Annotated in this window: 19 protein-coding genes; 16 read left to right on the top strand and 3 right to left on the bottom strand. The window is 70.6% G+C overall.

Translation table 11 applies throughout. The features are described from left to right. Positions 1-193 precede the first annotated feature (193 nt). The 13 genes from YWY_RS19585 to YWY_RS0101070 all read left to right on the top strand — a co-directional run bounded on the left by YWY_RS19585 (position 194) and on the right by YWY_RS0101070 (position 14,579). A complete protein-coding gene (locus YWY_RS19585; protein WP_084608760.1) occupies positions 194-943 on the top strand; it encodes a helix-turn-helix transcriptional regulator in 750 nt (249 codons plus the stop codon). Next, complete coding sequence (gene sufB / locus YWY_RS0101125) at positions 940-2,388, top strand: Fe-S cluster assembly protein SufB (RefSeq protein WP_028846119.1); 1,449 nt, start codon at positions 940-942, stop codon at positions 2,386-2,388. The genes YWY_RS19585 and sufB overlap by 4 nt, the downstream gene beginning before the upstream one ends. Then, positions 2,388-3,578, top strand: coding sequence for a Fe-S cluster assembly protein SufD (gene sufD / locus YWY_RS0101120; protein WP_028846118.1), 1,191 nt, complete (start codon positions 2,388-2,390; stop codon positions 3,576-3,578). The genes sufB and sufD overlap by 1 nt, the downstream gene beginning before the upstream one ends. Positions 3,579-3,629: 51 nt before the next feature. After that, the gene (gene sufC / locus YWY_RS0101115; protein WP_028846117.1) at positions 3,630-4,400 is read left to right on the top strand and encodes a Fe-S cluster assembly ATPase SufC; all 771 of its coding nucleotides are present in this window, start codon (positions 3,630-3,632) and stop codon (positions 4,398-4,400) included. Positions 4,401-4,435: 35 nt separating this feature from the next. Beyond that, positions 4,436-5,722 (top strand): cysteine desulfurase, encoded by a 1,287-nt coding sequence (locus YWY_RS0101110; RefSeq protein WP_028846116.1) that lies wholly within the window; start codon positions 4,436-4,438, stop codon positions 5,720-5,722. Positions 5,723-5,768: 46 nt separating this feature from the next. After that, complete coding sequence (gene sufU, locus YWY_RS0101105; RefSeq protein WP_028846115.1) at positions 5,769-6,233, top strand: Fe-S cluster assembly sulfur transfer protein SufU; 465 nt, start codon at positions 5,769-5,771, stop codon at positions 6,231-6,233. After that, positions 6,230-6,634, top strand: a complete 405-nt coding sequence (locus YWY_RS0101100) for a metal-sulfur cluster assembly factor (protein WP_028846114.1) — start codon at positions 6,230-6,232, stop codon at positions 6,632-6,634. Before sufU ends, YWY_RS0101100 begins: the two co-directional genes overlap by 4 nt. Positions 6,635-6,977: 343 nt before the next feature. Next, a complete protein-coding gene (locus tag YWY_RS0101095) occupies positions 6,978-7,577 on the top strand; it encodes a LemA family protein (protein WP_028846113.1) in 600 nt (199 codons plus the stop codon). Between the two features lie 45 nt (positions 7,578-7,622). Continuing rightward, positions 7,623-9,728 carry a M48 family metallopeptidase gene (locus YWY_RS0101090; RefSeq protein ID WP_028846112.1) on the top strand — a complete coding sequence of 702 codons (2,106 nt, stop codon included), beginning with the start codon at positions 7,623-7,625 and terminating at the stop codon, positions 9,726-9,728. An 88-nt stretch (positions 9,729-9,816) separates the two neighbouring features. After that, positions 9,817-11,379 carry a deoxyguanosinetriphosphate triphosphohydrolase family protein gene (locus YWY_RS0101085; protein ID WP_084608814.1) on the top strand — a complete coding sequence of 521 codons (1,563 nt, stop codon included), beginning with the start codon at positions 9,817-9,819 and terminating at the stop codon, positions 11,377-11,379. Next, positions 11,376-12,047, top strand: coding sequence for an acVLRF1 family peptidyl-tRNA hydrolase (locus YWY_RS0101080; RefSeq protein WP_028846110.1), 672 nt, complete (start codon positions 11,376-11,378; stop codon positions 12,045-12,047). The genes YWY_RS0101085 and YWY_RS0101080 overlap by 4 nt, the downstream gene beginning before the upstream one ends. 224 nt (positions 12,048-12,271) lie before the next feature. Then, entirely contained in the window at positions 12,272-13,900 is a 1,629-nt protein-coding gene (locus YWY_RS0101075; RefSeq protein WP_028846109.1) for an ABC-F family ATP-binding cassette domain-containing protein, read from the top strand. 466 nt (positions 13,901-14,366) lie between these two features. Continuing rightward, positions 14,367-14,579 carry a helix-turn-helix domain-containing protein gene (locus tag YWY_RS0101070; RefSeq protein ID WP_028846108.1) on the top strand — a complete coding sequence of 71 codons (213 nt, stop codon included), beginning with the start codon at positions 14,367-14,369 and terminating at the stop codon, positions 14,577-14,579. 7 nt (positions 14,580-14,586) lie between these two features. Here the strand turns inward: YWY_RS0101070 and YWY_RS19580 are convergent, their stop codons facing one another. Continuing rightward, the gene (locus YWY_RS19580) at positions 14,587-15,831 is read right to left on the bottom strand and encodes a glycosyltransferase 87 family protein (protein WP_038044220.1); all 1,245 of its coding nucleotides are present in this window, start codon (positions 15,829-15,831) and stop codon (positions 14,587-14,589) included. Positions 15,832-16,084: 253 nt separating this feature from the next. On the opposite strand from YWY_RS19580, the gene YWY_RS0101060 reads away from it, so the two are divergent. From YWY_RS0101060 to YWY_RS19575, 3 genes are all read left to right on the top strand, one after another. Beyond that, positions 16,085-17,956 carry an ABC transporter ATP-binding protein gene (locus YWY_RS0101060; protein WP_028846107.1) on the top strand — a complete coding sequence of 624 codons (1,872 nt, stop codon included), beginning with the start codon at positions 16,085-16,087 and terminating at the stop codon, positions 17,954-17,956. 7 nt (positions 17,957-17,963) lie between these two features. Then, complete coding sequence (locus YWY_RS0101055) at positions 17,964-18,665, top strand: alpha/beta hydrolase (protein ID WP_028846106.1); 702 nt, start codon at positions 17,964-17,966, stop codon at positions 18,663-18,665. Positions 18,666-18,967: 302 nt separating this feature from the next. Then, positions 18,968-20,026: an LCP family protein gene (locus YWY_RS19575; RefSeq protein ID WP_342665082.1), complete on the top strand. Its 1,059-nt coding sequence runs from the start codon at positions 18,968-18,970 to the stop codon at positions 20,024-20,026. Positions 20,027-20,056: 30 nt separating this feature from the next. Here the strand turns inward: YWY_RS19575 and YWY_RS0101045 are convergent, their stop codons facing one another. Continuing rightward, positions 20,057-20,518: a peroxiredoxin gene (locus YWY_RS0101045; protein ID WP_028846105.1), complete on the bottom strand. Its 462-nt coding sequence runs from the start codon at positions 20,516-20,518 to the stop codon at positions 20,057-20,059. A gap of 293 nt (positions 20,519-20,811) precedes the next feature. Continuing rightward, positions 20,812-22,428 carry an EAL domain-containing protein gene (locus tag YWY_RS19570; RefSeq protein WP_051309447.1) on the bottom strand — a complete coding sequence of 539 codons (1,617 nt, stop codon included), beginning with the start codon at positions 22,426-22,428 and terminating at the stop codon, positions 20,812-20,814. Positions 22,429-22,574 lie beyond the last annotated feature (146 nt).

The raw sequence follows: 22,574 nt of genomic DNA, 5'->3' as shown, positions 1-22,574 counted from the left end.
CCGGTCCCCGTTCGTTCCCGCTCACCGACCGCCACCAGGGCAGCGTAGCGAGCCGGTCCGGGCGGGCCTTCCGGTGGCCGGGTGTGGCCGGAGCCGTCGCACTCGGTCACCCCGGCCGGGCGAGAGGTGATCGCGGCCACGCCGTGTCGGGGGTCTCTTTGCCACGCGCGAGGAAATACGACACACTTGTGTTGTGAAAAACCGCGGGCGCGCTGCACAGCGACCACCGCAAGCACCGGCGAAGGCGCCTGCGGCGGCGATCGTGCCCGCGCAAACGGGACCGGAAGGCCGCACCAGGCTGGAAGTCGCCCGGCTGCTGCTGGAAAAAGGGCCGATCACCGCTGCGGCCATCGCCCAGCGGCTCGGCATCAGTCCCACGGCGGTGCGCAGGCACCTCGACGCGCTGATCGCCGCGGGCGAGGCCGAGGCGCGCAGGCCCTCAGCCAGGGCACGCCGTGGTCGCGGCAGGCCGGCCAAGGAGTTCCTGCTCACCGATGCCGGGCGGGCCCGGTTCGGGCACGCCTACGACGACCTGGCCGTCGCCGCGATCCGTTTCCTGGCCGAGCACTCCGGGCCGGAGGCGGTACGGGCGTTCGCCGAGCACCGGGTGGCGACCCTGGTCGGGCTGCACGCGGCCGAGATCACCGCGGCAGGTGATCCCGCGCGGCGAGCGGAGGCCCTCGCCTCGGCGCTGAGCCGGGAGGGCTACGCTGCCACGACGGAGCAGGTGGGCGCGGGCGAGCAGCTGTGCCAGCACCACTGCCCGGTTGCTCACGTGGCGGCGGAGTTCCCGCAGCTGTGCGAAGCGGAGACGGCGGTATTCGCCAGACTGCTCGGCACCCACGTACAGCGGCTGGCGACCATCGCCCGCGGCGACGCGGCGTGCACCACACACGTTCCCGTCAACAACGCAGGACCCCGAGGAGAAGGGAAGCCCGCATGACTGCCGCTGCAGAGCAGCGCACCACCACCACGCAGCCGTTGTCCCAGGAGGAGACGATCGCCTCCCTGGGCAAGTACCAGTACGGGTGGGCTGACCGTGACGTGGCCGGTGCCAGCGCAAGACGAGGCCTCGACGAGTCCGTCGTGCGCGACATCTCGGCGAAGAAGAACGAGCCCGAGTGGATGCTCGAGCAGCGGCTGAAGGGCCTGAAGCTGTTCGAGCGCAAGCCGATGCCCACCTGGGGCGCGGACCTGTCCGGGATCGACTTCGACACCATCAAGTACTTCGTCCGCTCCACCGAGAAGCAGGCCACCAGCTGGGACGAGCTGCCCGAGGACATCAAGAACACCTACGACAAGCTGGGCATCCCGGAGGCGGAGCGCAAGCGGCTGATCGCGGGTGTGGCCGCGCAGTACGAGTCCGAGGTCGTCTACCACAAGATCCGCGAGGACCTGGAGAGCCAGGGCGTGATCTTCCTGGACACCGACACCGGGCTGAAGGAGCACCCCGAGCTGTTCAAGGAGTACTTCGGCTCGGTGATCCCGGCGGGCGACAACAAGTTCGCCGCGCTGAACACCGCGGTGTGGTCCGGCGGGTCGTTCATCTACGTGCCGCCGGGCGTGCACGTGGAGATCCCGCTGCAGGCCTACTTCCGGATCAACACCGAGAACATGGGCCAGTTCGAGCGGACGCTGATCATCGTCGACGAGGGTGCCTACGTGCACTACGTCGAGGGCTGCACCGCGCCGATCTACAAGTCCGACTCGCTGCACGCGGCGGTGGTGGAGATCATCGTCAAGAAGAACGCCCGGTGCCGCTACACCACGATCCAGAACTGGTCGAACAACGTCTACAACCTGGTGACCAAGCGGGCGCGCGCGGAAGAGGGTGCGACCATGGAATGGATCGACGGCAACATCGGTTCCAAGGTCACCATGAAGTACCCGTCGGTCTTCCTCACCGGCGAGCACGCCAAGGGCGAGGTCCTGTCGGTGGCGTTCGCCGGCGAGGGACAGCACCAGGACGCGGGCGCGAAGATGGAGCACCTGGCCCCGCACACGTCGTCGACGATCATGTCCAAGTCGGTGGCGCGCGGCGGCGGCCGGACGTCCTACCGCGGTCTGGTGCGAGTGGCCAAGCGTGCGCACCACTCCAAGTCGTCGGTGATCTGTGACGCCCTGCTGGTGGACACGATCAGCCGGTCGGACACCTACCCGTACGTGGACATCCGCAACGACGACGTGTCCATGGGGCACGAGGCGACGGTGTCCAAGGTGAGCGAGGACCAGCTGTTCTACCTGATGTCGCGCGGGCTGAGCGAGGAAGAGGCGATGGCGATGATCGTCCGCGGCTTCGTGGAGCCGATCGCGCGCGAGCTGCCGATGGAGTACGCGCTGGAACTCAATCGACTCATCGAACTGCAGATGGAAGGGTCCGTCGGCTGATGACGGTGGCAGAGAACACGACCGAGAACAACGTCCGCTCGGCCCTGCGCGAGGGCGCCGTGGTCCCGCCGAGCTCCCGCGGCGAGCGGTTCACCGGCTACGACGTGGAGGCCTTCGAGGTGCCCACCGGCCGCGAGGAGATCTGGCGCTTCACGCCGATGAAGCGGCTGCGCGGCCTGCACCAGGGCGGCGACGCCGTGGTGCCGACGGGCAAGGTGACGCTGTCGGTGGACGCCCCGCCGGAGGTCACCGTGGAGACCGTGGGCCGCGAGGACGAGCGGCTCGGCCAGGCGGGCGCGCCGGGTGACCGGGTGGCCGCGCAGGCCTACAGCTCGTTCACCGAGGCCACGATCGTCAGCGTCGGCGCGGAGACCACGCTGTCCCGGCCGGCCGTGATCACCGTGACCGGCCCGGGCAAGGACCTGCTGGCCTACGGGCACCTGCAGATCCGGCTCGCCCCGTACGCGCAGGCGTCGCTGGTGCTCGACCACCGCGGTTCCGGCACCTACGCGGACAACGTCGAGTTCATCACCGGTGAAGGTGCGCGGCTGACCGTGGTCAGCGTGCAGGACTGGGACGACGACGCGGTCCACGTCAGCGAGCACCACCTGCAGCTTGGCAAGGATTCCACGGTCAAGCACACCGTCGTGACATTGGGCGGTGATCTGGTGCGCCTGTCGCCGACGGCGCGGTTCGCCGCGCCGGGCGGTGACGTGGAGCTGCTCGGCCTGTACTTCGCCGACGCCGGCCAGCACCAGGAGCACCGGCTGTTCGTCGACCACGCTCAGCCGCACTGCAAGTCGCACGTGACCTACAAGGGCGCGCTGCAGGGCGAGGGCGCGCACAGCGTGTGGATCGGCGACGTGCTGATCCGGTCCGCCGCCGAGGGGACCGACACGTACGAGCTGAATCGCAACCTGCTGCTCACCGACAGCGCGCGGGCCGACTCGGTGCCGAACCTGGAGATCGAGACCGGCGAGATCGAAGGCGCCGGCCACGCCAGCGCCACCGGCCGGTTCGACGACGAGCAGCTGTTCTACCTGCAGTCCCGCGGCATCGACGAGGCCACCGCACGGCGGTTGGTGGTGCGCGGCTTCTTCTTCGAAATCCTCAACCGCATCGACGTTCCCGAGCTGCGCCAGCGGCTGGAAGCGGAGATCGACGAGGAGCTGCAGGCCATCGGCCACTGACCGGCCGCGTGACCCGACCACACCGCCCACGACAAGCAACAAAGGAACACCATGGCCACTCTGGAGATCAAGGACCTGCACGCGTCGGTCACCACCGACGAGGGCACCAAGGAAATCCTCAAGGGCGTCAACCTCACGGTCCGTTCCGGTGAGGTGCACGCCATCATGGGCCCCAACGGCTCCGGCAAGTCGACCCTGTCGTACGCCATCGCCGGTCACCCCAAGTACGAGGTGACCTCCGGCGAGGTGCTGCTGGACGGCGAGAACGTACTGGAGATGAGCGTGGACGAGCGGGCCCGTGCGGGTCTGTTCCTCGCCATGCAGTACCCGGTCGAGGTGCCGGGCGTGTCGATGTCCAACTTCCTGCGCTCGGCGGCCACGGCCGTCCGCGGTGAGGCGCCCAAGCTGCGCGAGTGGGTCAAGGAAGTCCGCGAGGAGATGGCGAAGCTGGACATTCCCAGCGAGTTCGCCGAGCGCAGCGTGAACGAGGGCTTCTCCGGCGGGGAGAAGAAGCGGCACGAGATCCTGCAGCTGGCGCTGCTGAAGCCGAAGATCGCGGTGCTCGACGAGACCGACTCCGGCCTGGACGTCGACGCGCTGCGGGTGGTGTCCCGCGCGGTGAACGAATTCACCGCCGGCAACGACGCGGGCGTCATGCTGATCACCCACTACACCCGCATCCTCAAGCACATCAAGCCGGACGTGGTGCACGTGTTCGCCGACGGCCGGATCGCCGAGTCCGGTGGCACCGAGCTGGCCGACGAGCTGGAGGAGCACGGCTACGTCAAGTACGTCGGCAAGGCGGAGGCGGCCGCGCTGTAAGTCCCGGGGCCGGCGAGGAGATGGAGGCACCTGCGATGACTGCGACACCACTTCGGGCGGCGCTGGACGTGGCCGCCGTGCGGGGCGACTTCCCGATCCTCACCCGCACGGTCCGCGACGGCAAACCGCTGATCTACCTGGATTCCGGGGCGACGTCGCAGCGGCCGCGGCAGGTACTGGAGGCCGAGCGCGCCTACGTGGAGAGGTCGAACTCGGCAGTTCATCGCGGTGCCCACCAGCTGGCCGAGGAAGCCACGGACGCCTACGAGCACGCGCGGGAACGCGTCGCAGCATTCGTCGGCGTGCAGCCCGGGGAAGTGGTGTTCACCAAGAACGCGACCGAGGGCGTGAACCTGGTCGCGTACGCGATGAGCAACGCGGCCACCGCGGGCAAGGAAGCGGAGCGCTTCCGCGTCGGCGAGGGCGACGAGATCGTGGTGACCGAGATGGAGCACCACGCCAACCTGGTGCCGTGGCAGCAGTTGTGCCAGCGCACGGGCGCCACGCTGCGCTGGTTCGGCGTCACCGACGACGGCCGCCTGGACCTGTCGGACATCGACACGCTGATCACCGAGCGCACCAAGGTGGTGGCCTTCACCCACCAGTCGAACGTGCTCGGCACGGTGAACGACCCCGCCCCGCTGGTGGAGCGCGCCCGCCGGGTCGGCGCGCTCACCGTGCTGGACGCCTGCCAGTCGGTGCCGCATCAGCCGGTGAACCTGCGCGAGCTGGGGGCGGACTTCGCGGTGTTCTCCGGGCACAAGATGCTCGGACCGTCCGGCGTCGGCGTGCTCTACGGCCGCCGGGAGCTGCTCGAGGCGATGCCGCCGTTCCTCACCGGTGGCTCGATGATCGAGACGGTGACCATGGAGCGGTCCACGTTCGCCCCGCCGCCACAGCGGTTCGAGGCCGGTGTGCCGATGACGTCGCAGACGGTCGGCCTCGGCGCGGCGGTCGACTACCTGACCAAGATCGGCATGGGTGCGGTCGCCGAGCACGAGAAGCAGCTGACCGAAGCGGCGTTGTCCGCGCTCGGCGAGATCGACGGCGTGCGCATCGTCGGCCCGACGACGGCCGACTCGCGCGGTGCGGCGGTGTCGTTCGTGGTCGACGGCATCCACCCGCACGACGTCGGCCAGGTGCTGGACAGCCTGGGCATCGCGGTGCGGGTCGGCCACCACTGCGCGTGGCCGCTGCACCGGCGGATGGGAATACCCGCGAGCGTGCGGGCGTCGTTCTACCTGTACAACAGCGTGCACGAAGTGGAGGCGCTGGCGGCGGGTGTCCGCGAGGCCCAGCGGTTCTTCGGAGTGGGTAAGTGAACGCGGCGGCCCAGTGCCGTCCTGACAGCTGCCGGAGCCGACGGCGATGAACTTGGATGCGATGTACCAGGAGATCATCCTGGACCACTACAAGAACCCGCACGGCCGTGGCCTGCGTGAGCCGTTCGACGGCGAGTCGTACCAGGTCAACCCCACGTGCGGTGACGAGTTGCAGCTGCGGGTGCGGCTGGACGGCGAGCAGGTCGCGGACGTGTCCTACACCGGGCAGGGCTGCTCGATCTCGCAGGCGTCGGCTTCGGTGCTGACCGACCTGGTGGTCGGCCGGTCCGTGGACGAGGCGCTGAGCAAGCTCGCCGCGTTCACCGAGCTGGTCAAGGGCCGCGGCAAGGTGGAGCCGGACGAGGACGTTCTCGAGGACGGCGTGGCGTTCGCCGGGGTGGCGAAGTACCCGGCCCGGGTGAAGTGCGCGCTGCTCGGCTGGATGGCGTTCAAGGCCGCGCTGGTGCAGGCTGGAGTCGACAAGGCGCGAGAGGGAGCTGAGATTTCGTGACCGAGAACCCGACCCGCGACGGCCGGACCGCGGCCGATCTGCCCGAGCAGCAGGAGCCGGCCGCCGGCTCGCCCGGCGGTGTGGCCACGGTCGACGAGGTCGAGGAAGCCCTGCGCGACGTGGTCGACCCCGAACTGGGCATCAACGTCGTCGACCTCGGCCTGGTGTACGACATCCGGGTCGGCGAGGACAACGTCGCCACCATCGACATGACGTTGACTTCTGCGGCGTGCCCGTTGACCGACGTGATCGAGGACCAGACCCGGTCGGTGCTGCTCGGCGGGCAGAAGCCGATCGTGTCCGACTACAAGATCAACTGGGTGTGGATGCCGCCGTGGGGGCCGGAGCGGATCACCGACGAGGGCCGGGAACAGCTGCGCGCCCTCGGCTTCACGGTCTGACGGGGACCGCTCTCCGGCGAGCAGGCGCATCGGCAAGCAGGAAAGGCCCGCGCGCCTGCGCACTGATCGGGCTGCGCGCTCGCCGGCATTCGCTTTCCGGTCAGTCGATGTGCGGTGGCTTCCGGTGCGCTGTCGTGCCGAACACCGCGGCGGCGATACGCCACGTTTCGGCGTGTGGCGCAGTCGCATTGCGGCAGGTGTACGTACCACCCAGCCGCGCAGATCACGATCTGGCGGTTCGTCCACCAACGCCCGGCCCGATGAGTATGCTGACGCCCGAATCCGGTGGGCCCGGGGCGCGGCCTGGGGGAAGCCGGTCCGGAATCGTTCAGGAGGGTCTTCGTTGAGTACCGGAGCGATCATCGCGATCGTCGTCGTGGCGATCTTGCTGATTCTGATCATCTATGCCATCTCGACCTACAACGGCCTGGTCAAGCGGCGCAACGCGTTCAAGAACGCGTTCGCGCAGATCGACGTGCAGCTGACCAGGCGGCACGACCTGATCCCGAACCTGGTCGAGGTGGCCAAGGGCTACATCAAGCACGAGCGCGAGACCCTCGAAGCGGTCATCGCCGCCCGCCAGGGCGCGGTGCAGGCGCAGCAGGTCGCGCGCGCCAACCCTGGTGACCCGCAGGCGATGAACCAGCTCGGCCAGCAGGAGAACATCCTCACCCAGACGCTCGGCAGGCTGTTCGCGCTGCAGGAGAGCTACCCCGACCTGAAGGCGAACCAGAACATGATGCAGCTGTCCGAGGAACTGACCTCGACGGAGAACCGCGTCGCGTTCGCCCGCCAGGCCTACAACGACTCGGTCATGGTCTACAACAACAAGCGCGAGTCGTTCCCGGCGAACATCTTCGCCGCCATGTTCGGCTTCCAGCCCGCGGCGCTGCTCGAGGTGGACCGCCCGGAGATGCGGCAGGCGCCGCAGATCTCGTTCTGACGTAGCGGTGCAGCGATCCCGGCTGCCGGGGGGAAGTAGTCCAGGATGAACTTCTTCGAGCGCCAGATCCAGGTTCGCAAGGCGTCCGGGCGCCTGGTGTTCCTCTTCGCCGTGGCCGTCGTCGGCATCGTCACGGTCATCGACCTGGTGGTGTGGCTGCTGATGCTGCGCGGCCTGCCGCCGGAGACCGTCGCGTCCGTGCTCGCCGTGCTCACCGTGGTCGTGGTGCTGATCATCGGATTGGCGTCGCTGTTCCGGCTGGCGAGCTTGAAGAAGGGCGGCGGCGGCAAGGTGGCCCGCGCGCTCGGCGGCGTCTACGTCCCGGAGGACACCACCGACCCGCAGCTGCGCAGGCTGCGCAACGTGGTCGAGGAGATCGCCATCGCGTCCGGCACGCCGGTACCGGAGCTGTACGTGCTGCCGCACGAGCCCGGGATCAACGCGTTCGCGGCCGGCTGGTCGCCCGCCGACGCCGCGGTGGCGGTCACCCGCGGGTGTTTGGAGCGGCTGAACCGCGACGAGCTGCAAGGGGTGATCGCGCACGAGTTCAGCCACGTGGTCAACGGCGACATGCGGCTGAGCATCCGGCTGATGGGCGTGCTGTTCGGCATCCTCGGCCTGGCCGTGGTCGGGCGGGTGCTGCTGCACACCCGCGGCGAGCGCAACCCGCTGCCCCTCGTGGGGTTGGTGCTGCTGGCCGCAGGCAGCATCGGCCTGTTCTGCGGCAAGCTGATCAAGTCCGCGGTGTCCCGCCAACGGGAGTACCTGGCGGACGCCTCCGCGGTGCAGTTCACCCGGCAGACCGAGGGCCTGGCCGGCGCGTTGAAGAAGATCGGCGGCCTGCCGGACGGCTCGCACCTGAACAGCGGCAAGAAGGACGACGTCAGCCACATGCTGTTCAGCGAGGGCTCGAAGTTCGCATCGCTGTTCGCCACCCACCCCCCGCTGGTGGAGCGGATCCGCGCGCTGCAGCCGAACTTCGACCCGCGCGAGCTCGAGGCGCTCAAGCAGCGGTGGTCGGCGGCGCCGCCGTCCGGCCTGCAGGAGGACGCGGCGATGGGGTTGGCCCCTGCTGCGCCGTCCGCCCCGCCGTCCGGTCAGCCGGTCGCCGGATTGGCCCCGCCTCCGCCGGCCGGGCAGCAGCCGGTGGCCAGGATGGCGCCGCCGCAGCAGCAACCGCAGCAACCGGCCCCCGGCGCCATGCCTCCGCCGAGCGGCCAGCCGGTGCCTGCGCCCCCGCCGTCCGGCGCACCGGTGCCTGCGCCCGCCGCACCGCAGGGACCGATCACCATCCGTCCGGACCAGGTGGTCGCGGGCATTGGCGATCCGTCGGCGACGACCTACGAGCACGGCGAGAACCTGCTGCGCCGGATCCCGGAGGAGTTCAAGGCCAAGGCACGGCGGACCGACGCGGTGGTTCCGCTGGTGTTCGGCCTGCTGATGTCCGTCCACCCCGAGGTGCGGCAGCGCCAGCACCAGGTGCTGGTGCAGCGGCACGGCAAGCAGCTTGCGGACGCGGCCTGGAACGAAGGCGGCGCGCTGCAGCAGCTGGCGCCCGACCTCCGGCTGCCGCTGTCGGAAATCGCCTTCTCCGCGCTGCGCAGGCGCAGCCCGCAGGAGCTGGAGCAGATCATGGGCAGCCTGGACGCGTTGATCAAGGCCGACGGCCGGGTCGACGTGTTCGAGTTCTGCCTGTCCACGCTGCTGCGTACCGAGCTGCACGAAGTGATCCACCACCGGCCGCCGTGGGGCAAGCAGCGCCAGACGCTGGCCAGTGCGGCGCAGCCGATCGCGACCCTGCTCGCCGTGCTGGCCAGGGTCGGCCACGACGATCCACGGCAGGGCGAGTCGGCGTTCCGTGCCGGGCTGTACCGGGTGCTGCCCGGTCACCATGTCCCGTTCGCGCCGCCGCAGCAGGGACTGTCCGCGCTGGACCCGGTGTGGCCGGCGTTGGACGGCCTGCAGGGGTCGGACAAGGCGGCACTGGTGGAGAGCCTGGTCATGGTGATCAGCCACGACGGCGTCATGACCACGCAAGAGGTCGAGTTGCTGCGCACGGTGTGCGGTGTGTTGCACTGCCCGGTCCCGCCGCTCGCCGGTCACCCGCAGGCAGCCGCCGGCACCCCGGCGCAGTCCGGCGGTCGCGGCTGAGCCCGTCCGGGCAGCCCGGCGCGGTGGGCGATGCACCGTCCCGCGCCGCCCCCTGGCCTGGCCGACCTGAACGATTACGGTGAACGACATGCGGATCGACAGGACGCGTCGGCGGGACGCCGGGGAGAGCCCTGCCGCGTCGGTGCGGCGTGGCGGGTCCGGGCAGGCGGACGCCGCGGCCGAGTTCCGGGTGGACCGGGACCGCATCGCCGCGTCGCCGTTCTTCGCCCGGCTCGGCGGGGTCACCCAGGTCGTCAGCGCCGCCGACTCCGGGCTGCTGCACAACCGGCTCACGCACAGCCTGAAGGTCGCCCAGGTGGCACGCACCATCGCCGAGCGGCTGACCGCGTCGCCGGAGCACGCCCGCCTGTGCGAGAAGCTCGGCGGGTGCGACCCGGACGTGGCGGAAGCCGCAGCGCTGGCGCACGACCTCGGCCACCCGCCGTTCGGGCACCTCGGGGAACAGGTGCTGGACCGGATCGCCCGGCATCGGCTGGGGCTGGCCGACGGCTTCGAAGGGAACGCGCAGACGTTCCGCATCCTGACCACCACCGACGTGCGCGGCCCTTCCGGTGTCGGCCTTGATCTCACTGCGGCCGTCCGCGCGGCCGTGCTGAAGTACCCGTGGCTGCGGCTGCCGATCCACCGGCCGCATCCGTCGGAGATGGAGGTGCCGCCGCGGGGTGCGGCCGAGCCGGCCGATGCGCCGGGCACCGGCTCGAGCAAGTTCTCCGCGTATGTCACCGAGGTCGGCGACTTGCTGCAGGCGCGGGAACCGTTCGCCGACAAGATCGAGCCGTGGCAGCAGACGCTCGAGGCGTCGGTGATGGACACCGCCGACGACATCGCCTACGCCATCCACGACCTGCAGGACTTCCACCGCATCGGGGTGCTGCAGCACGCCCCGGTGGCCGGTGAGCTCCGGGCGTGGGCGGAGCAGGCGCACCAGCTGCGCGAGCTGGACGACGCGCAGCTGTCCGGGTCGCGCAAGCCGGGGCATTCGCTGGAGCGCTTGCGGCGCCGGATGCACGTCAAGGACAAGCCACTGGTCGACGACGATGCTTTCCACGCCGCGGTGGCGCGCGTTCGCGAGACCCTGGTCGACGGGCTGCTGGCCAGGGCGTTCGACGGGTCGATCGAATCCGAGCAGGCCATTGCAGCCTTCTCCGAGCAGTGGCACGAACGCCTGGTGGACGGCGTCGAGGTGGTCGCGGCCCCGTCCACGCGCAGCGGGCACGTGACGCTCCGGCCCGAACAGTGGCACGAGGTCCAGGTGCTGAAGTTCGTGCACAAACGGTTCGTGCTGGAGCGCGCGGACCTTGCGCTGCACCAGCGCGGGCAGGCGTCGCTGTTGTCCACCCTGGTGGACGAGCTGCGGCAGTGGCTGCTGGACGAGCGCGAGGCGCATCGCATTCCGCGGCGGCTGCACGACCTGGTCGAGCTGGCCGAGGCGGAATACGCGCAGCTGGTCCGCGACCATCCCGATCTGGTGTCCGGGCCCGGTTCCGGTCCGGTGGACGTCGGATCGCTGGCGCGCGGCCGGTCGATCGTGGACTTCGTGGCATCGCTGACCGACAAGCAGGCCGTCGTGCTGCTCGACGCGCTCGCCGGGCGGTCGACGGCACCGTGGTCGGATTCGTTCGTGTTGTGAGCAGGGTCCGCCAGGTCGCCGGAGGAGGGCGCGCCGTCGAGGTCCCGCCGGAGCGGCTGTCCAGGTGGTTCGACGGCTTCGCCGAACGCAACGGCGGCGTGGCGGGCACGGTGCTGAGCGATCGGCGCGTGCTCGTCACCGCCGCGGACGGCACGACGGCGACGGTCGACCTGCCCTTCGAACCACTGGGCAGCCGGGCCGAGCACGCGGGCCTGGAGATCGCCCCGCTGGTCGAGTACGCCGTGCGCCCGCGTCGTCTCGGGCTGGTCCTGGTGCGCAAAGGGGCGCATTCGATCGGAATCGCCGAGGGCTCCCGGGTGGTCGTGTCACGCACCGACCGGCACCACGTGCAGGGCCGCACGGCAGCGGGCGGGTGGTCCCAGCAGCGATTCGCCCGGCGCCGCCGTCGGCAAGGCGAGCAGGCGCTGGCCAAGGCGGCCGACGACGTGCTGAACGTCCTCGGGGATCAGCTGCCAGGGCTCGACGCCGTGGTCTTCGGCGGGGATCGCCGTGCGGTGGATCAGCTGCGTGCCGACCAGCGCCTGGCATCGGTGTTCGCCAAGGCCGTCGACCGGTTTCTCGACATCGGGGAGCCGCGCCGTGCCGTCCTCGACGTGGCAGCAGAGCGGGCACGCGCACTCGAGATCGTCGTGCGGGATCCGCGCTGAGCGCACGGGTGACCGGCGCGATGGCGTCTGGACACCACGAAAATCGCTGGCGGACGCCCCGTACCATGGGAAACGTGGTCGCCACGCCCAGGACAGCCAGATCACGCGTGCCGGAGCGGTCCGCCGCGGCGCGCGGGTGGCTCGTTGCACGCTTGGAGTGACGCGCGCGGGCCCCTGTCGTCCTGTGCACCTTCGATTGTTTCTCTCGACCACGGAGCCTCATCGTGATCACGGCTACCGGCCTCGAGTTGCGCGCGGGTTCGCGCACCTTGCTGGCCGACACCACCCTCCGCGTCCAGCCCGGCGACCGCATCGGCCTCGTCGGCCGCAACGGCGCGGGCAAGACGACCACCCTGAAGGTCCTCGCCGGCGAAGGCCAACCGCACGCGGGAGACGTGCGCATCAGCTCACCGATCGGCTACTTGCCGCAGGACCCGCGGGAAGGCGACCTGTCGGTGACCGCGAGGGACCGGGTGCTGTCCGCCCGCGGCCTGGACGTGATCGCCCGCGACATGGAGAAGGCGCAGATCGCCATGGCCGAGCTGGCCGACGGCCCGGAGCGGCGGAAGGCCATCGCCAGGTACGGCAGGCTGGAGGAGCGCTTCGCCGCGCTCGGCGGGTACACCGCGGAGAGCGAGGCGGCGCGGATCTGCGCGAACCTGGGGCTCGAGCAACGGGTGCTCGGCCAGCCGTTGTCGACGCTGTCCGGTGGCCAGCGGCGGCGGGTGGAGCTGGCCAGGATCCTGTTCGCCGCCTCCGAGGCCGGACCGGACGGCAAGTCCGACCGCATCCTGTTGCTGGACGAGCCGACCAACCACCTGGACGCCGACTCGATCTCCTGGCTGCGCGGTTTCCTCAAGCAGCACACCGGAGGGTTGGTGGTGATCAGCCACGACGTCGGCCTGCTCGCCGAGGTCGTGAACAAGGTGTGGTTCCTCGACGCAATGCGCGGCGAGCTGGACATCTACAACATGACCTGGCAGCGCTACCTGGACGCGCGCGCCACGGACGAGAAGCGCCGCAAGCGGGAACGCGCCAACGCCGAGAAGAAGGCCGCCGCGCTGCTGCAGCAGGCCGCCAAACTGGGCGCCAAGGCCACCAAGGCGGTCGCCGCCAAGAACATGGCCCGCCGGGCCGAGCAGATGCTCGCCGCCCTGGAGCCGGAGCAGCGCGCGGAGAAGGTCGCCAGGATCAGCTTCCCGGCCCCCGCGCCGTGCGGGCGAACTCCGCTGACCGCGGCGGGCCTGTCGAAGAGCTACGGCTCGCTGGAGGTCTTCGCCGGGGTGGACCTGGCCATCGACCGGGGATCCCGGGTGGTGGTGCTCGGCCTCAACGGTGCGGGCAAGACGACGCTGCTGCGGTTGCTCGCCGGCCTGGAGCAGCCGGACACCGGCACCGTCCGGCCCGGACACGGCCTGCGCATCGGCTACTACGCGCAGGAGCACGAAACACTCGACCACGACGCCACGGTCTGGGAGAACATCCGGCACATGGCGCCCGACGCGAGTGACCAGGAACTGCGCACGTTGCTCGGCTCGTTCCTGTTCGGCGGCGAGCAGCTCGACCAGCGGGCGGGCACGCTGTCCGGTGGGGAGAAGACCAGGCTGGCGTTGGCCGGGCTGGTCTCCAGCGCGGCCAACGTGCTGCTGCTCGACGAGCCGACGAACAACCTCGACCCGGCGTCCCGGGAGCAGGTGCTGTCCGCGCTGCGCAGCTACACCGGCGCCGTCGTGCTGGTGACGCACGACCCGGGCGCGGTCGACGCGTTGGAGCCGGAGCGGGTGATCGTGCTACCGGACGGCACCGAGGACCACTGGTCGGACGACTACCGCGAGCTGGTCGAGCTGGCCTGAGGTCGGACGGCGGCGAGTCGGCGCGCCGCGGGCTGTCGCGGTGGCGGGGCCGACCGGGCACGGCCCCGGTACGCCCGATCCGCACGAACCATCTGGACGAAAGCCGCCGGGTTCGCGCAGCTCGGGCACCCGGCGAACAGGGGAGTCGGTACGGGCGCGGATCGGGGGGGGGGCCGATCCGCGCCCGTACCGACTCCGGGTTCCGATGTGCGGCCGGGTGACAAGGCTGCGTCGGCGGCGTCACGATCGCCCGCTTCCGGACCGTGCCTGCCGTGCCCCGCAGGCCGGGCCCGCTTGATCGTTTCGGGTGAGGCGAAGATCGTCCTTTTGGCGGGTGGGTTAGGCCGTCCGTGGCGGCTTTCCGGCGATTTTGTCCTCCATCTGGCGTTCCGTCGCCTCCTGTTCGATCATTGGCCACAAGGGGCTTGTGTGGCCCAGAACACTCTCCGGCGAGGAGGCGTGAAGAGTGGCTGACTTGAAGAAGGGCGCGCGCGTCACCGGTAGCACGCGCACCAAGCTTGCCAACGACCTGCGGAAGAAGTACGAGAAGGGCGCGAGCATTCGGGCCCTGGCGGAGTCGACCGGTCGTTCGTACGGCTTCGTGCACCGGGTGCTGTGCGAATCCGGGGTGCAGCTGCGGGGCCGTGGCGGCGCGACCACCAGGAAAAAGAAGAAGTAGCGCGCCGTCATCCTTCGGCGTCGTCTTCCTGGGGGAAGCACCACCGCGCGCCGAGCAGGGCGAGCGGATAGACAACGTAGCCCCAGCGCGTCGCTGGGGTGAGCATGATCGCCGCGCCGAGGCCGACGGCGAGTCGTAGTGCGGCGTCCGCGCCCGTTCGTGGCGGGCGCAGCACCACCCACAAGCCGATGACCACCGCCGCGGCGGCGAGCAGCCCGAGCGCGACGGCGTGGCCGACGGGCCCGGTCTCGGCGATCAGGTGACCCGGCAGGGGGCTGGCCGCGGGGGAGGGCACGGCGCCACGCCCGGCCGGGAAGGCCAGCACGTGCTCGGCGAACGCGGCCGGGTCGACCAGCACCGGGACGTGCACCACGGCGGTGGTGCCGGTGAATGCCGCCGTGAACCGGCCAAGGCTCGCCCAGCCACCGCGAGCGACGATCAGCGCCCCCGCCACCACGACGGCGGGTGCGGCGGTGAGCTTGGCGCCCACGACCACGGCCAGCAGCACCCCGGCGGCCACGTAGTTGGCTCGCACGGCCAGTACCAGGGCCAGGATCAGCATGCCGATCACGGCCAGGTCCGGCCCGGCCACCGCGAACGTCATCGCGGTGGCCGGGCACAGCACCGCGATCTGTGCCGCGGCGATCGGCACGGGAGGGCTGCCGAGCAGGCGCAGGCCGAGCCAGACGCACAGGGCCGCCACGGCCACGAACCACAGCCGGGCGTCGGTGATCACCTGCACCACCGCGAGGTCGCTGACGCCGAGCTGGGTCGCCACGGCCCTGGGCAGCCCGAACAGGGCCATCGCCGGGCCGTAGGGCGTGTAGTCGTCGACCTCGGGCGGCCTGCCGAGTGCGAACACGTCGACGTACGGGGTGCCGGTCTCCAGCAGCAACAGCCCCGAGCGTTCGATGACCCAGACCTCAGGCTGGGCCGCCCAAGCCGCTGGGCTGTCCGCCCAGTCGCCGCCGTCGAGCCGGGCGGCCACCAGAAAGCCGAGCGGTGCAAGCATGCCGACCACGAACGCGGCGGCCGCGCCGGTCCATCGCGAGCCCCACCAGCCGGTCCGGGCGCCGGAGGCCAGCAGGACCACCGTGTGCGCCGCGGCCAGCAGGTATCCGGCGGTCGCGAAGGCACCCCAGATGCTGTGCGTGCGATAACCCGACGCGAGCGCGGTGATCAGGGCGAACGCCGCGAAACCCACGTACACCGCAAGGTCGAGGCGCAGTGGGCGAGTGATCGGCGAGAACATGGTCGCCGCATTATCGCCGATCTTCCTCCGCGGATGCCCGCCGCGTGCTCCTTTGCCCGGTGTCCGGCAGGCGGCCGGCCGGTGCCGTCACGTCTGTCCGGAAGGGACCGGATGGACCCCGGCGGCGCCCGGCATGCCCTCCCGGTGCCGTTCCGCTCACGGCGAACAGCAGAAGGCGCGGGAATGATCGCGTCGGAGGGTGGCGTTACGCTGGGGAGACAGCTGCGAAACCTCCACTATAGATGAGGTATTCATGGACAACACGTGGCATCTGCTGCGCAGCAGCATGCACGCGGAGGAGGCGCCGAAAGGGCTGGCGCCCGGAACCGTGCGGCGGGTGGTGCGCTTCGCGCGGCCGCACTGGCGGCGGCTGGCCGTCTTCGGCCTGCTGACCGTCGTCGCCGCGGTGCTGGCGGTGAGCACGCCGTTGCTCGCCGGGCGGGTCGTCGACGTGATCGTCAGCGGTGAGTCCGCTGAGACGGTCGTGACGTTGGCTCTGATCATCGCCGGGGTCGCGGTGGCGGACGCGGCGGTCGGTCTGGCGGAGCGCTGGCAGTCGGCGCACATCGGCGAAGGCATCATCTTCGACCTGCGGCGGGCGGTGTACGAGCACGTGCAGCGCATGCCGATCGCGTTCTTCATGCGGACGCGCACCGGCGCGTTGGTGAGCAGGCTGAACAACGACGTCATCGGGGCGCAGCGCACGTTCACCGCGACGTTGTCCGGCCTGGTCACCAACGTGGTCCAGCTGGCGCTGTCGCTCGGCGTGATGGTGGCCCTGTCCTGGCAGGTCACGCTGCTGGCGCTGGTGCTGTTGCCGGTCTTCGTGCTTCCCGCGCGGCGGATCGGGCGGCGCATGGCCAACCTGCAGCGGGAGGCGTCCCGGCACAACGCGACCATGACCACGCAGATGACCGAGCGGTTCTCCGCACCAGGTGCCACGCTGGTCAAGCTGTTCGGCCGGCCGGATGCCGAAGCGGAGGAGTTCGCCGAGCGAGCGGGCCGGGTGCGCGACATCGGCGTGCGCACCGCGATGCTGACCCGCTGGTTCATGACGTTGTTGACGTTGGTGTCGGCGCTGGCGCTCGCCCTGGTCTACGGCCTGGGTGGCTGGCTGGCCATCGCCGGGACGCTGGACGCGGGCACGGTCGTCTCCTTGGCGCTGCTGCTGACCAGGCTGTACTCGCCGCTGACCGCACTTGCCAACGTCCGCGTCGACGTGATGACGGCGCTGGTGTCCTTCGAGCGCATCTTCGAAGTGCTGGACCTCAAACCGATGATCACCGAGAAGCCGGCCGCGGTCGACGTGCCCGCGGGGCCGGTCTCGGTGGAGTTCGACGACGTGCGCTTCTCCTATCCGTCGGCGGACAAGGTGTCGCTGGCGTCGCTGGAGGAGGTCGCGACGCTCGACACGCGCGGCGGCGAGGAGGTCCTGCACGGCATCAGCTTCACGGCGGCGCCCGGCCAGATGGTCGCCCTGGTGGGATCCTCCGGCGCGGGCAAGTCCACGATCGCGTCGCTGGTTCCCCGGCTCTACGACGTCGACAGCGGCGCCGTGCGGCTGAGCGGTGTCGACGTCCGGGACCTGACGTTCGCCTCGTTGCGGTCCACGGTGGGGGTGGTGACCCAGGACGGCCACCTGTTCCACGACACGATCCGGGCCAACCTGGCCTACGCCGCGCCGGAGGCCACCGATGCGGAGATCTGGGCCGCGCTGGAGCGGGCTCGCCTGGCGGACTTGATCCGCAGCCTGCCGGATCAGCTGGACACCGTGATCGGCGAACGGGGCTACCGGCTGTCCGGCGGTGAGCGGCAGCGGCTGACCATCGCCCGGCTGTTGCTGGCCAAGCCGAGGGTGGTGGTGCTGGACGAGGCCACCGCGCATCTGGACTCCGAGTCGGAGGCCGCGGTGGGCGAGGCGCTGGCGGACGCCCTCGACGGGCGAACCGCCCTGGTGATCGCCCACCGGCTGTCCACGGTCCACGCCGCGGATCAGATCCTGGTGGTCGAGGGCGGCCGCATCGTCGAGCGCGGCACCTACGACGAACTGCTCGTCGCCGGCGGCCGGTTCGCCGAACTGCACCACACCCAGTTCGCCGACAAGGACGCAGCGGCTGCGGCATGATGGCGGCATGACCGACGCCGCGATCAAGCCTCCTGGGCTGCGGACGCTGGCGCCACCCGGCCGGGTGAACGCGGTGGTCATGCTGCTGCACGGCGGCGCGGAGTCCAGCCACGAGCCGATCCGCTGGTGGTCCGGGCCCTGCCTGCGGATGACCGGCTTCGGGGTGGACGTGGCGCTCACCGGCCGGTCGTACGGCGTCGCGGCCGCCTTGGTACGGAACCGGGTGCGGGGATGGAACGCACCGGCGCTTGATCCAGTGCACGACGCCCGGTGGGCGCTGGAGCGGATTCGCCAGCGCTACCCGGACACGCCGGTCGTGCTGGTCGGCCACTCCATGGGCGGCCGGGTCGCCATGCACGTGGCCGACGACGAGGCCGTGGTCGGCGTCGCCGCGCTGGCCCCGTGGACACCGGCCGAGGACGGGGTCGGCGCGCTCCGTGGCGTGCCGGTGCTGATCGCCCACGGTCTGGAGGACACCATCACCAAGCCCGCGGATTCGCTCGACTTCGCCCGGCGCGCCACGGCTGTCACCGACGTCGTGCGGTTCGAGCTGGCCGGGGAGACGCACGCGCTGGTGTGGCGGGCGCCGACCTGGCACCGGCTCGTCCGTTCCTTCGTGCTGCACGTTCTCGGCAAGCGGGAACCGGCGGGCCCGCTGCGCTACGGGCTGAGCCTGTCGGGTGACCGCAGGCTACGCGTGCGGGTGTAATCGGCCGGCGCGCGGCGGGGTCGTCACATCGGGCATATGTCGGCAATGCGATGATGCCGGGCAACCGCAGTGCACATGTCACGAGGTAACGAGAGACGGGCGAGCGCATGGTCGAGCCACAGGGACCGGGAGCCAACCGTCCACCTGGGCGGGATCCACGCCGACCGGGAAGCGGCGGCAGGCCGCCGCACCAGTCGACCCGGATGATGCCGTTGCCGGGTGGCCCCGGCGGGCCACGGCGGCCCGGGGTCAGGCCACCGGGCCCGGCCGCGGGCGCGAACGCCCACCGGCCCACGGAGCCGATGCCTGCCCGGCCCCGTCCGCAGCGGCCGGGACCGGAGCGGTCACGGCCGGAGCCGCCGCAGCGCGCGGAACCGCGTCCTCGGCGCCGCCGCCGGGTGACGTTCGGCAAGGTCCTCGGGATCTTCGCGCTGGTGCTTGTGCTGTTCCTGGTGGGCGTGTGGATCTACCTGGACGTGTCCATCCGGCGGGTGAACGCCATCGGCGACTATCCCGGCCGCCCGGCCGCCGGAGAGGGCACGAACTGGCTCATCGTCGGGTCGGACAACCGCAAGGGCCTGTCCAAGGAGGAGATCAAGCGGCTGCACGTGGGCAGGCCGGACAGCAACGCCACCGACACGATCCTGCTGGCCCACTTGCCGGACAACGGCACCAAGCCGACGCTGGTGAGCTTCCCGCGCGACCTGATCGTCACCACCCCGGACTATCCGAACGGCATCAAGATCAACGCCGTGTACGCGTCGGGCAAGGGCCCGCGGCGGCTGGTGAAGACCATCGAGCAGGTGACCGGCCTGCGTATCGACCATTACGCCGAGATCGGCCTCGGCGGCTTCGCCACCATGGTGGACGCCATCGGCGGTGTGGAGATGACCATCCCGAAGGACATGGTCGACAGGTCCAACGGGCAGCGGCTGAAGGCCGGTACCTACAAGCTGGACGGGGCGCAGGCGCTGACGTTCGTGCGTATGCGCAAGAGCGACGCAACGCCGCGGTCGGACCTGGACCGGGTGGCCAACCAGCGCAAGTTCATCGGGGCGCTGGCCAACGAGATCGCCAGCCCCGGCACGCTGCTGAATCCGTTCGACGTCTTCCCGCTGCTCGGCGAGATCCCGGACGCGCTGAGCATCGACGAAGAGGACCACCTGCACCACCTGTTCTGGCTGGCGTGGGCGGCACGTGGCATCTCCGACGGCGGCATGGTGACCACCACGGTGCCGGTGACCGGGTGCGACGCCACGACGACCGACGAGGCCAAGGCGAAGCAGATGTTCGACGCGTTGCGCAACGACCAGGAGCTGCCGGACAGCGTGATCAACGCGACCGACACCAACTGCGGGTGACCGCGCACGCGGCCAGGCAGTCGTGCCGGTTCAGTCGCGGCTGCGCGCCCGGCGCAGCACCTCCAGTGCTCGGTCGGCGTGCACGTTCATCCGCACTTCGCTCTTGATGACCTCGAGCACCGACCGGTCGGAGTCGATGACGAACGTCTGGCGCTTGACCGGGAGGATCGCCAGCTTGCGGTCCACGCCGAACTGCCTGGCCACCGTGCCGTCGGCGTCGGACAGCAGCGGGAAGTCGAACGAGTTCTGCTCGGCGAACCGGGCCTGCTTGCCGACCGGGTCGCGGCTGATTCCGACGCGCTGTGCCCCGACGGCGGCGAACTCGGCCGCCAGGTCGCGGAAGCGACAGCTTTCCGCGGTGCATCCCGGTGTCATCGCCGCCGGGTAGAAGAACAGCACGACCGGGCCGCCGGCCAGGAACTCGGACAGGCTGCGCGGCCGGCCGGTGTGGTCCGGCAGGGTGAAGTCCTCGACGATGTCGCCCGGTTTCATGCCGTCATCATGCCTCAGCCGCCTTGGTGACGCTCGGGCACGCGTTGGTGTCCGCTGGCACGTAAGCGCGGGTCCGTGCTGCTTGCCGGTGGCACCCGTGGCCGGTGCGTGGTGACGTATGGCCGCGGGCCAGCTGGTTCCCGGTGACGCGTGGCCGCGCGTCCTGGCGGGCCGCTGGTCGTGGACACATCCGCCCGGCCGCCGCTGCTCTTCCCGTGAGTGGGAATCGAAGCCGCGACGGCCCTGCGGGTCACCGGCGGCTCGTCCCGCCGGTTCGAGCAACTTGCGCTTGGTCACGTGTCGTGCTGCGGGCCGGCGGAGACGTTGGCGGGGTCACCGGCCTCGGCCAGCAGCTTCTCCATCGCCGACGCGGTGAGCGGCTGATGAATCGCCGGGCCGCGCACCGCGCTGACACCCAGTTCGGCCAACCGCTGCATCTGATCCCGGCTTTCCACGCCCTGGGCGGACACCCGGATGCCCTGCTCGAACGGCTTGGCCAGGAAGTCGTGCAGACCGCGCATGGTCGCGCTGGTCTCCACCGGGTAGTCCGCCGAGACCAGCTCCACCATCGACTCGGCCAGGATCACGTCGTGCAGGGGCAGGTCGCCGGTGAACACGTCGAACTGCGACGGGTGGGTGATGAGCAGACCGACGCGGACCCCGAGATCCGCCAGCAGCGCGTAGGACTCGCGCACGTCACCGCGCTCGTCGTCGAGCGTCGTCGCCTTCGTCCACACGCTCAGCGACTCGGCGGGCAGCTGGTGCTCGTCCAGGGCGGACCGCACCATGCCGACCAGGTCCTGGTCGATGGCCAGGCGGGACGGCAGCCGGACGGCCAGCTCGGCCACCGCCGGGCCGAACTGGGCACGCCAGCGCGCCAGCGTGGCCACCGCGTCGTCGATCATCCACCGGCCGATCGGCACCGTCATGCCGGTCAGGTCGGCCATCGGGATGAACTCGTGCGCCTCGAGCACACCGTCGTCCGGGTGATTCCACACCAGCTCGGCCTGGATCAGCACCAGTTCGCCGGAGCCGTCCGGGCGCACCGTCGGCTGGTAGCGGAACTCGAACTCGCCGGTCTCCAGCGCGCCGCCGAGCACCGCACCGCGCTTGGCGAGGTGCCGTTCCCGCCGGTCCTGTTCGGCGTCGAACATCATCCACTGCGCCCGCCCCGCGGATTTCGCCCGGTGCACGGTGATCTCCGCGGCGCGCAGCAGATCGTCGGCGGAACCACCGGTCGAGCGCACCACGATGCCCACGCTCGCACTGAGCGCGATGCCGTTGCCGTCGAGGTAGAGCGGTTCGGCGAGTTCCTTCAGCACTTCCTCGGCCTGCCTGGTCAGCGCCTGGCCGGTGAACGAGCCGCGGAGCAGCACGCCGAACCGGTCGCCGATCATCCGGCCGATCACCGCCTCCGCCGGGAAGATCTCCCGCAGCTTGTCCGCGACCCGGCTGAGCATCCGGTTGCCCACCTCGGGGCCGAGGCCGTCGTTGATCAACCGGAACCCGTCCAGGTCGAACACGATGAGCGCCAGCTGCGGGTGGGTGCGATCCACCATCGCGGCTTCGACCTTGCCGCGGAAGCTGTCGGCATTGGGCAGCCCGGTCAGCGGGTCGTGCACATTCTGGTGGCGCAGCATTTCCTGTAGCAGGTGCAGTTCGCTGGTGTCGCGCACCACGACGGCCGGGTAGCGCTGCTTCGGGTCGTCGCCGGTGAGGATCTCGACGAAGGGTTTGCCACGCAGCTCGGCGGGGTCGACCCCGAGGAACCGGCCGAGGGCCTGGTTGGCCTCGGCGATGATGCCCTGCCGGTCGGTGAGCGCGATCCCGAACGGCGCCGCGGCGAACAGGGCGACGAACCGATCGGCGGACGGGGTCGCCGAGCCTGGCTGTTCACCAGGAGAAGTCAAGGAAGCACCTCGTGTGCAGTAGTCGTCGACGCCAGCACACGGGCCCCGAACACCATGTGCCGGCACGGATGGGACGGGATGGGGGGTTCTGCCAGTAGACACCCGGTCGCACCCCGCGATCAAGCCGCCATGCCACCCTCGGCCGC

It is taken from the genome of Thermocrispum agreste DSM 44070 (assembly GCF_000427905.1).
GTDB lineage: Bacteria > Actinomycetota > Actinomycetes > Mycobacteriales > Pseudonocardiaceae > Thermocrispum > Thermocrispum agreste.
The sequence above is the reverse complement of the archived record's forward strand: the minus strand, read 5'-3'. Positions and strand labels throughout refer to the sequence as shown.

Bases quoted from the DNA above. Each gene is read 5' to 3' on its own strand.
- sufB (WP_028846119.1), top strand. From the start codon at position 940: ATGACTGCCGCTGCAGAGCAGCGCACCACCACCACGCAGCCGTTGTCC.
- sufD (WP_028846118.1), top strand. From the start codon at position 2,388: ATGACGGTGGCAGAGAACACGACCGAGAACAACGTCCGCTCGGCCCTG.
- sufC (WP_028846117.1), top strand. From the start codon at position 3,630: ATGGCCACTCTGGAGATCAAGGACCTGCACGCGTCGGTCACCACCGAC.
- YWY_RS0101110 (WP_028846116.1), top strand. From the start codon at position 4,436: ATGACTGCGACACCACTTCGGGCGGCGCTGGACGTGGCCGCCGTGCGG.
- sufU (WP_028846115.1), top strand. From the start codon at position 5,769: ATGAACTTGGATGCGATGTACCAGGAGATCATCCTGGACCACTACAAG.
- YWY_RS0101090 (WP_028846112.1), top strand. From the start codon at position 7,623: ATGAACTTCTTCGAGCGCCAGATCCAGGTTCGCAAGGCGTCCGGGCGC.
- YWY_RS0101085 (WP_084608814.1), top strand. From the start codon at position 9,817: ATGCGGATCGACAGGACGCGTCGGCGGGACGCCGGGGAGAGCCCTGCC.
- YWY_RS19580 (WP_038044220.1), bottom strand. From the start codon at position 15,831: ATGTTCTCGCCGATCACTCGCCCACTGCGCCTCGACCTTGCGGTGTAC.
- YWY_RS0101060 (WP_028846107.1), top strand. From the start codon at position 16,085: ATGGACAACACGTGGCATCTGCTGCGCAGCAGCATGCACGCGGAGGAG.
- YWY_RS0101055 (WP_028846106.1), top strand. From the start codon at position 17,964: ATGACCGACGCCGCGATCAAGCCTCCTGGGCTGCGGACGCTGGCGCCA.
- YWY_RS19575 (WP_342665082.1), top strand. From the start codon at position 18,968: ATGCCTGCCCGGCCCCGTCCGCAGCGGCCGGGACCGGAGCGGTCACGG.
- YWY_RS0101045 (WP_028846105.1), bottom strand. From the start codon at position 20,518: ATGAAACCGGGCGACATCGTCGAGGACTTCACCCTGCCGGACCACACC.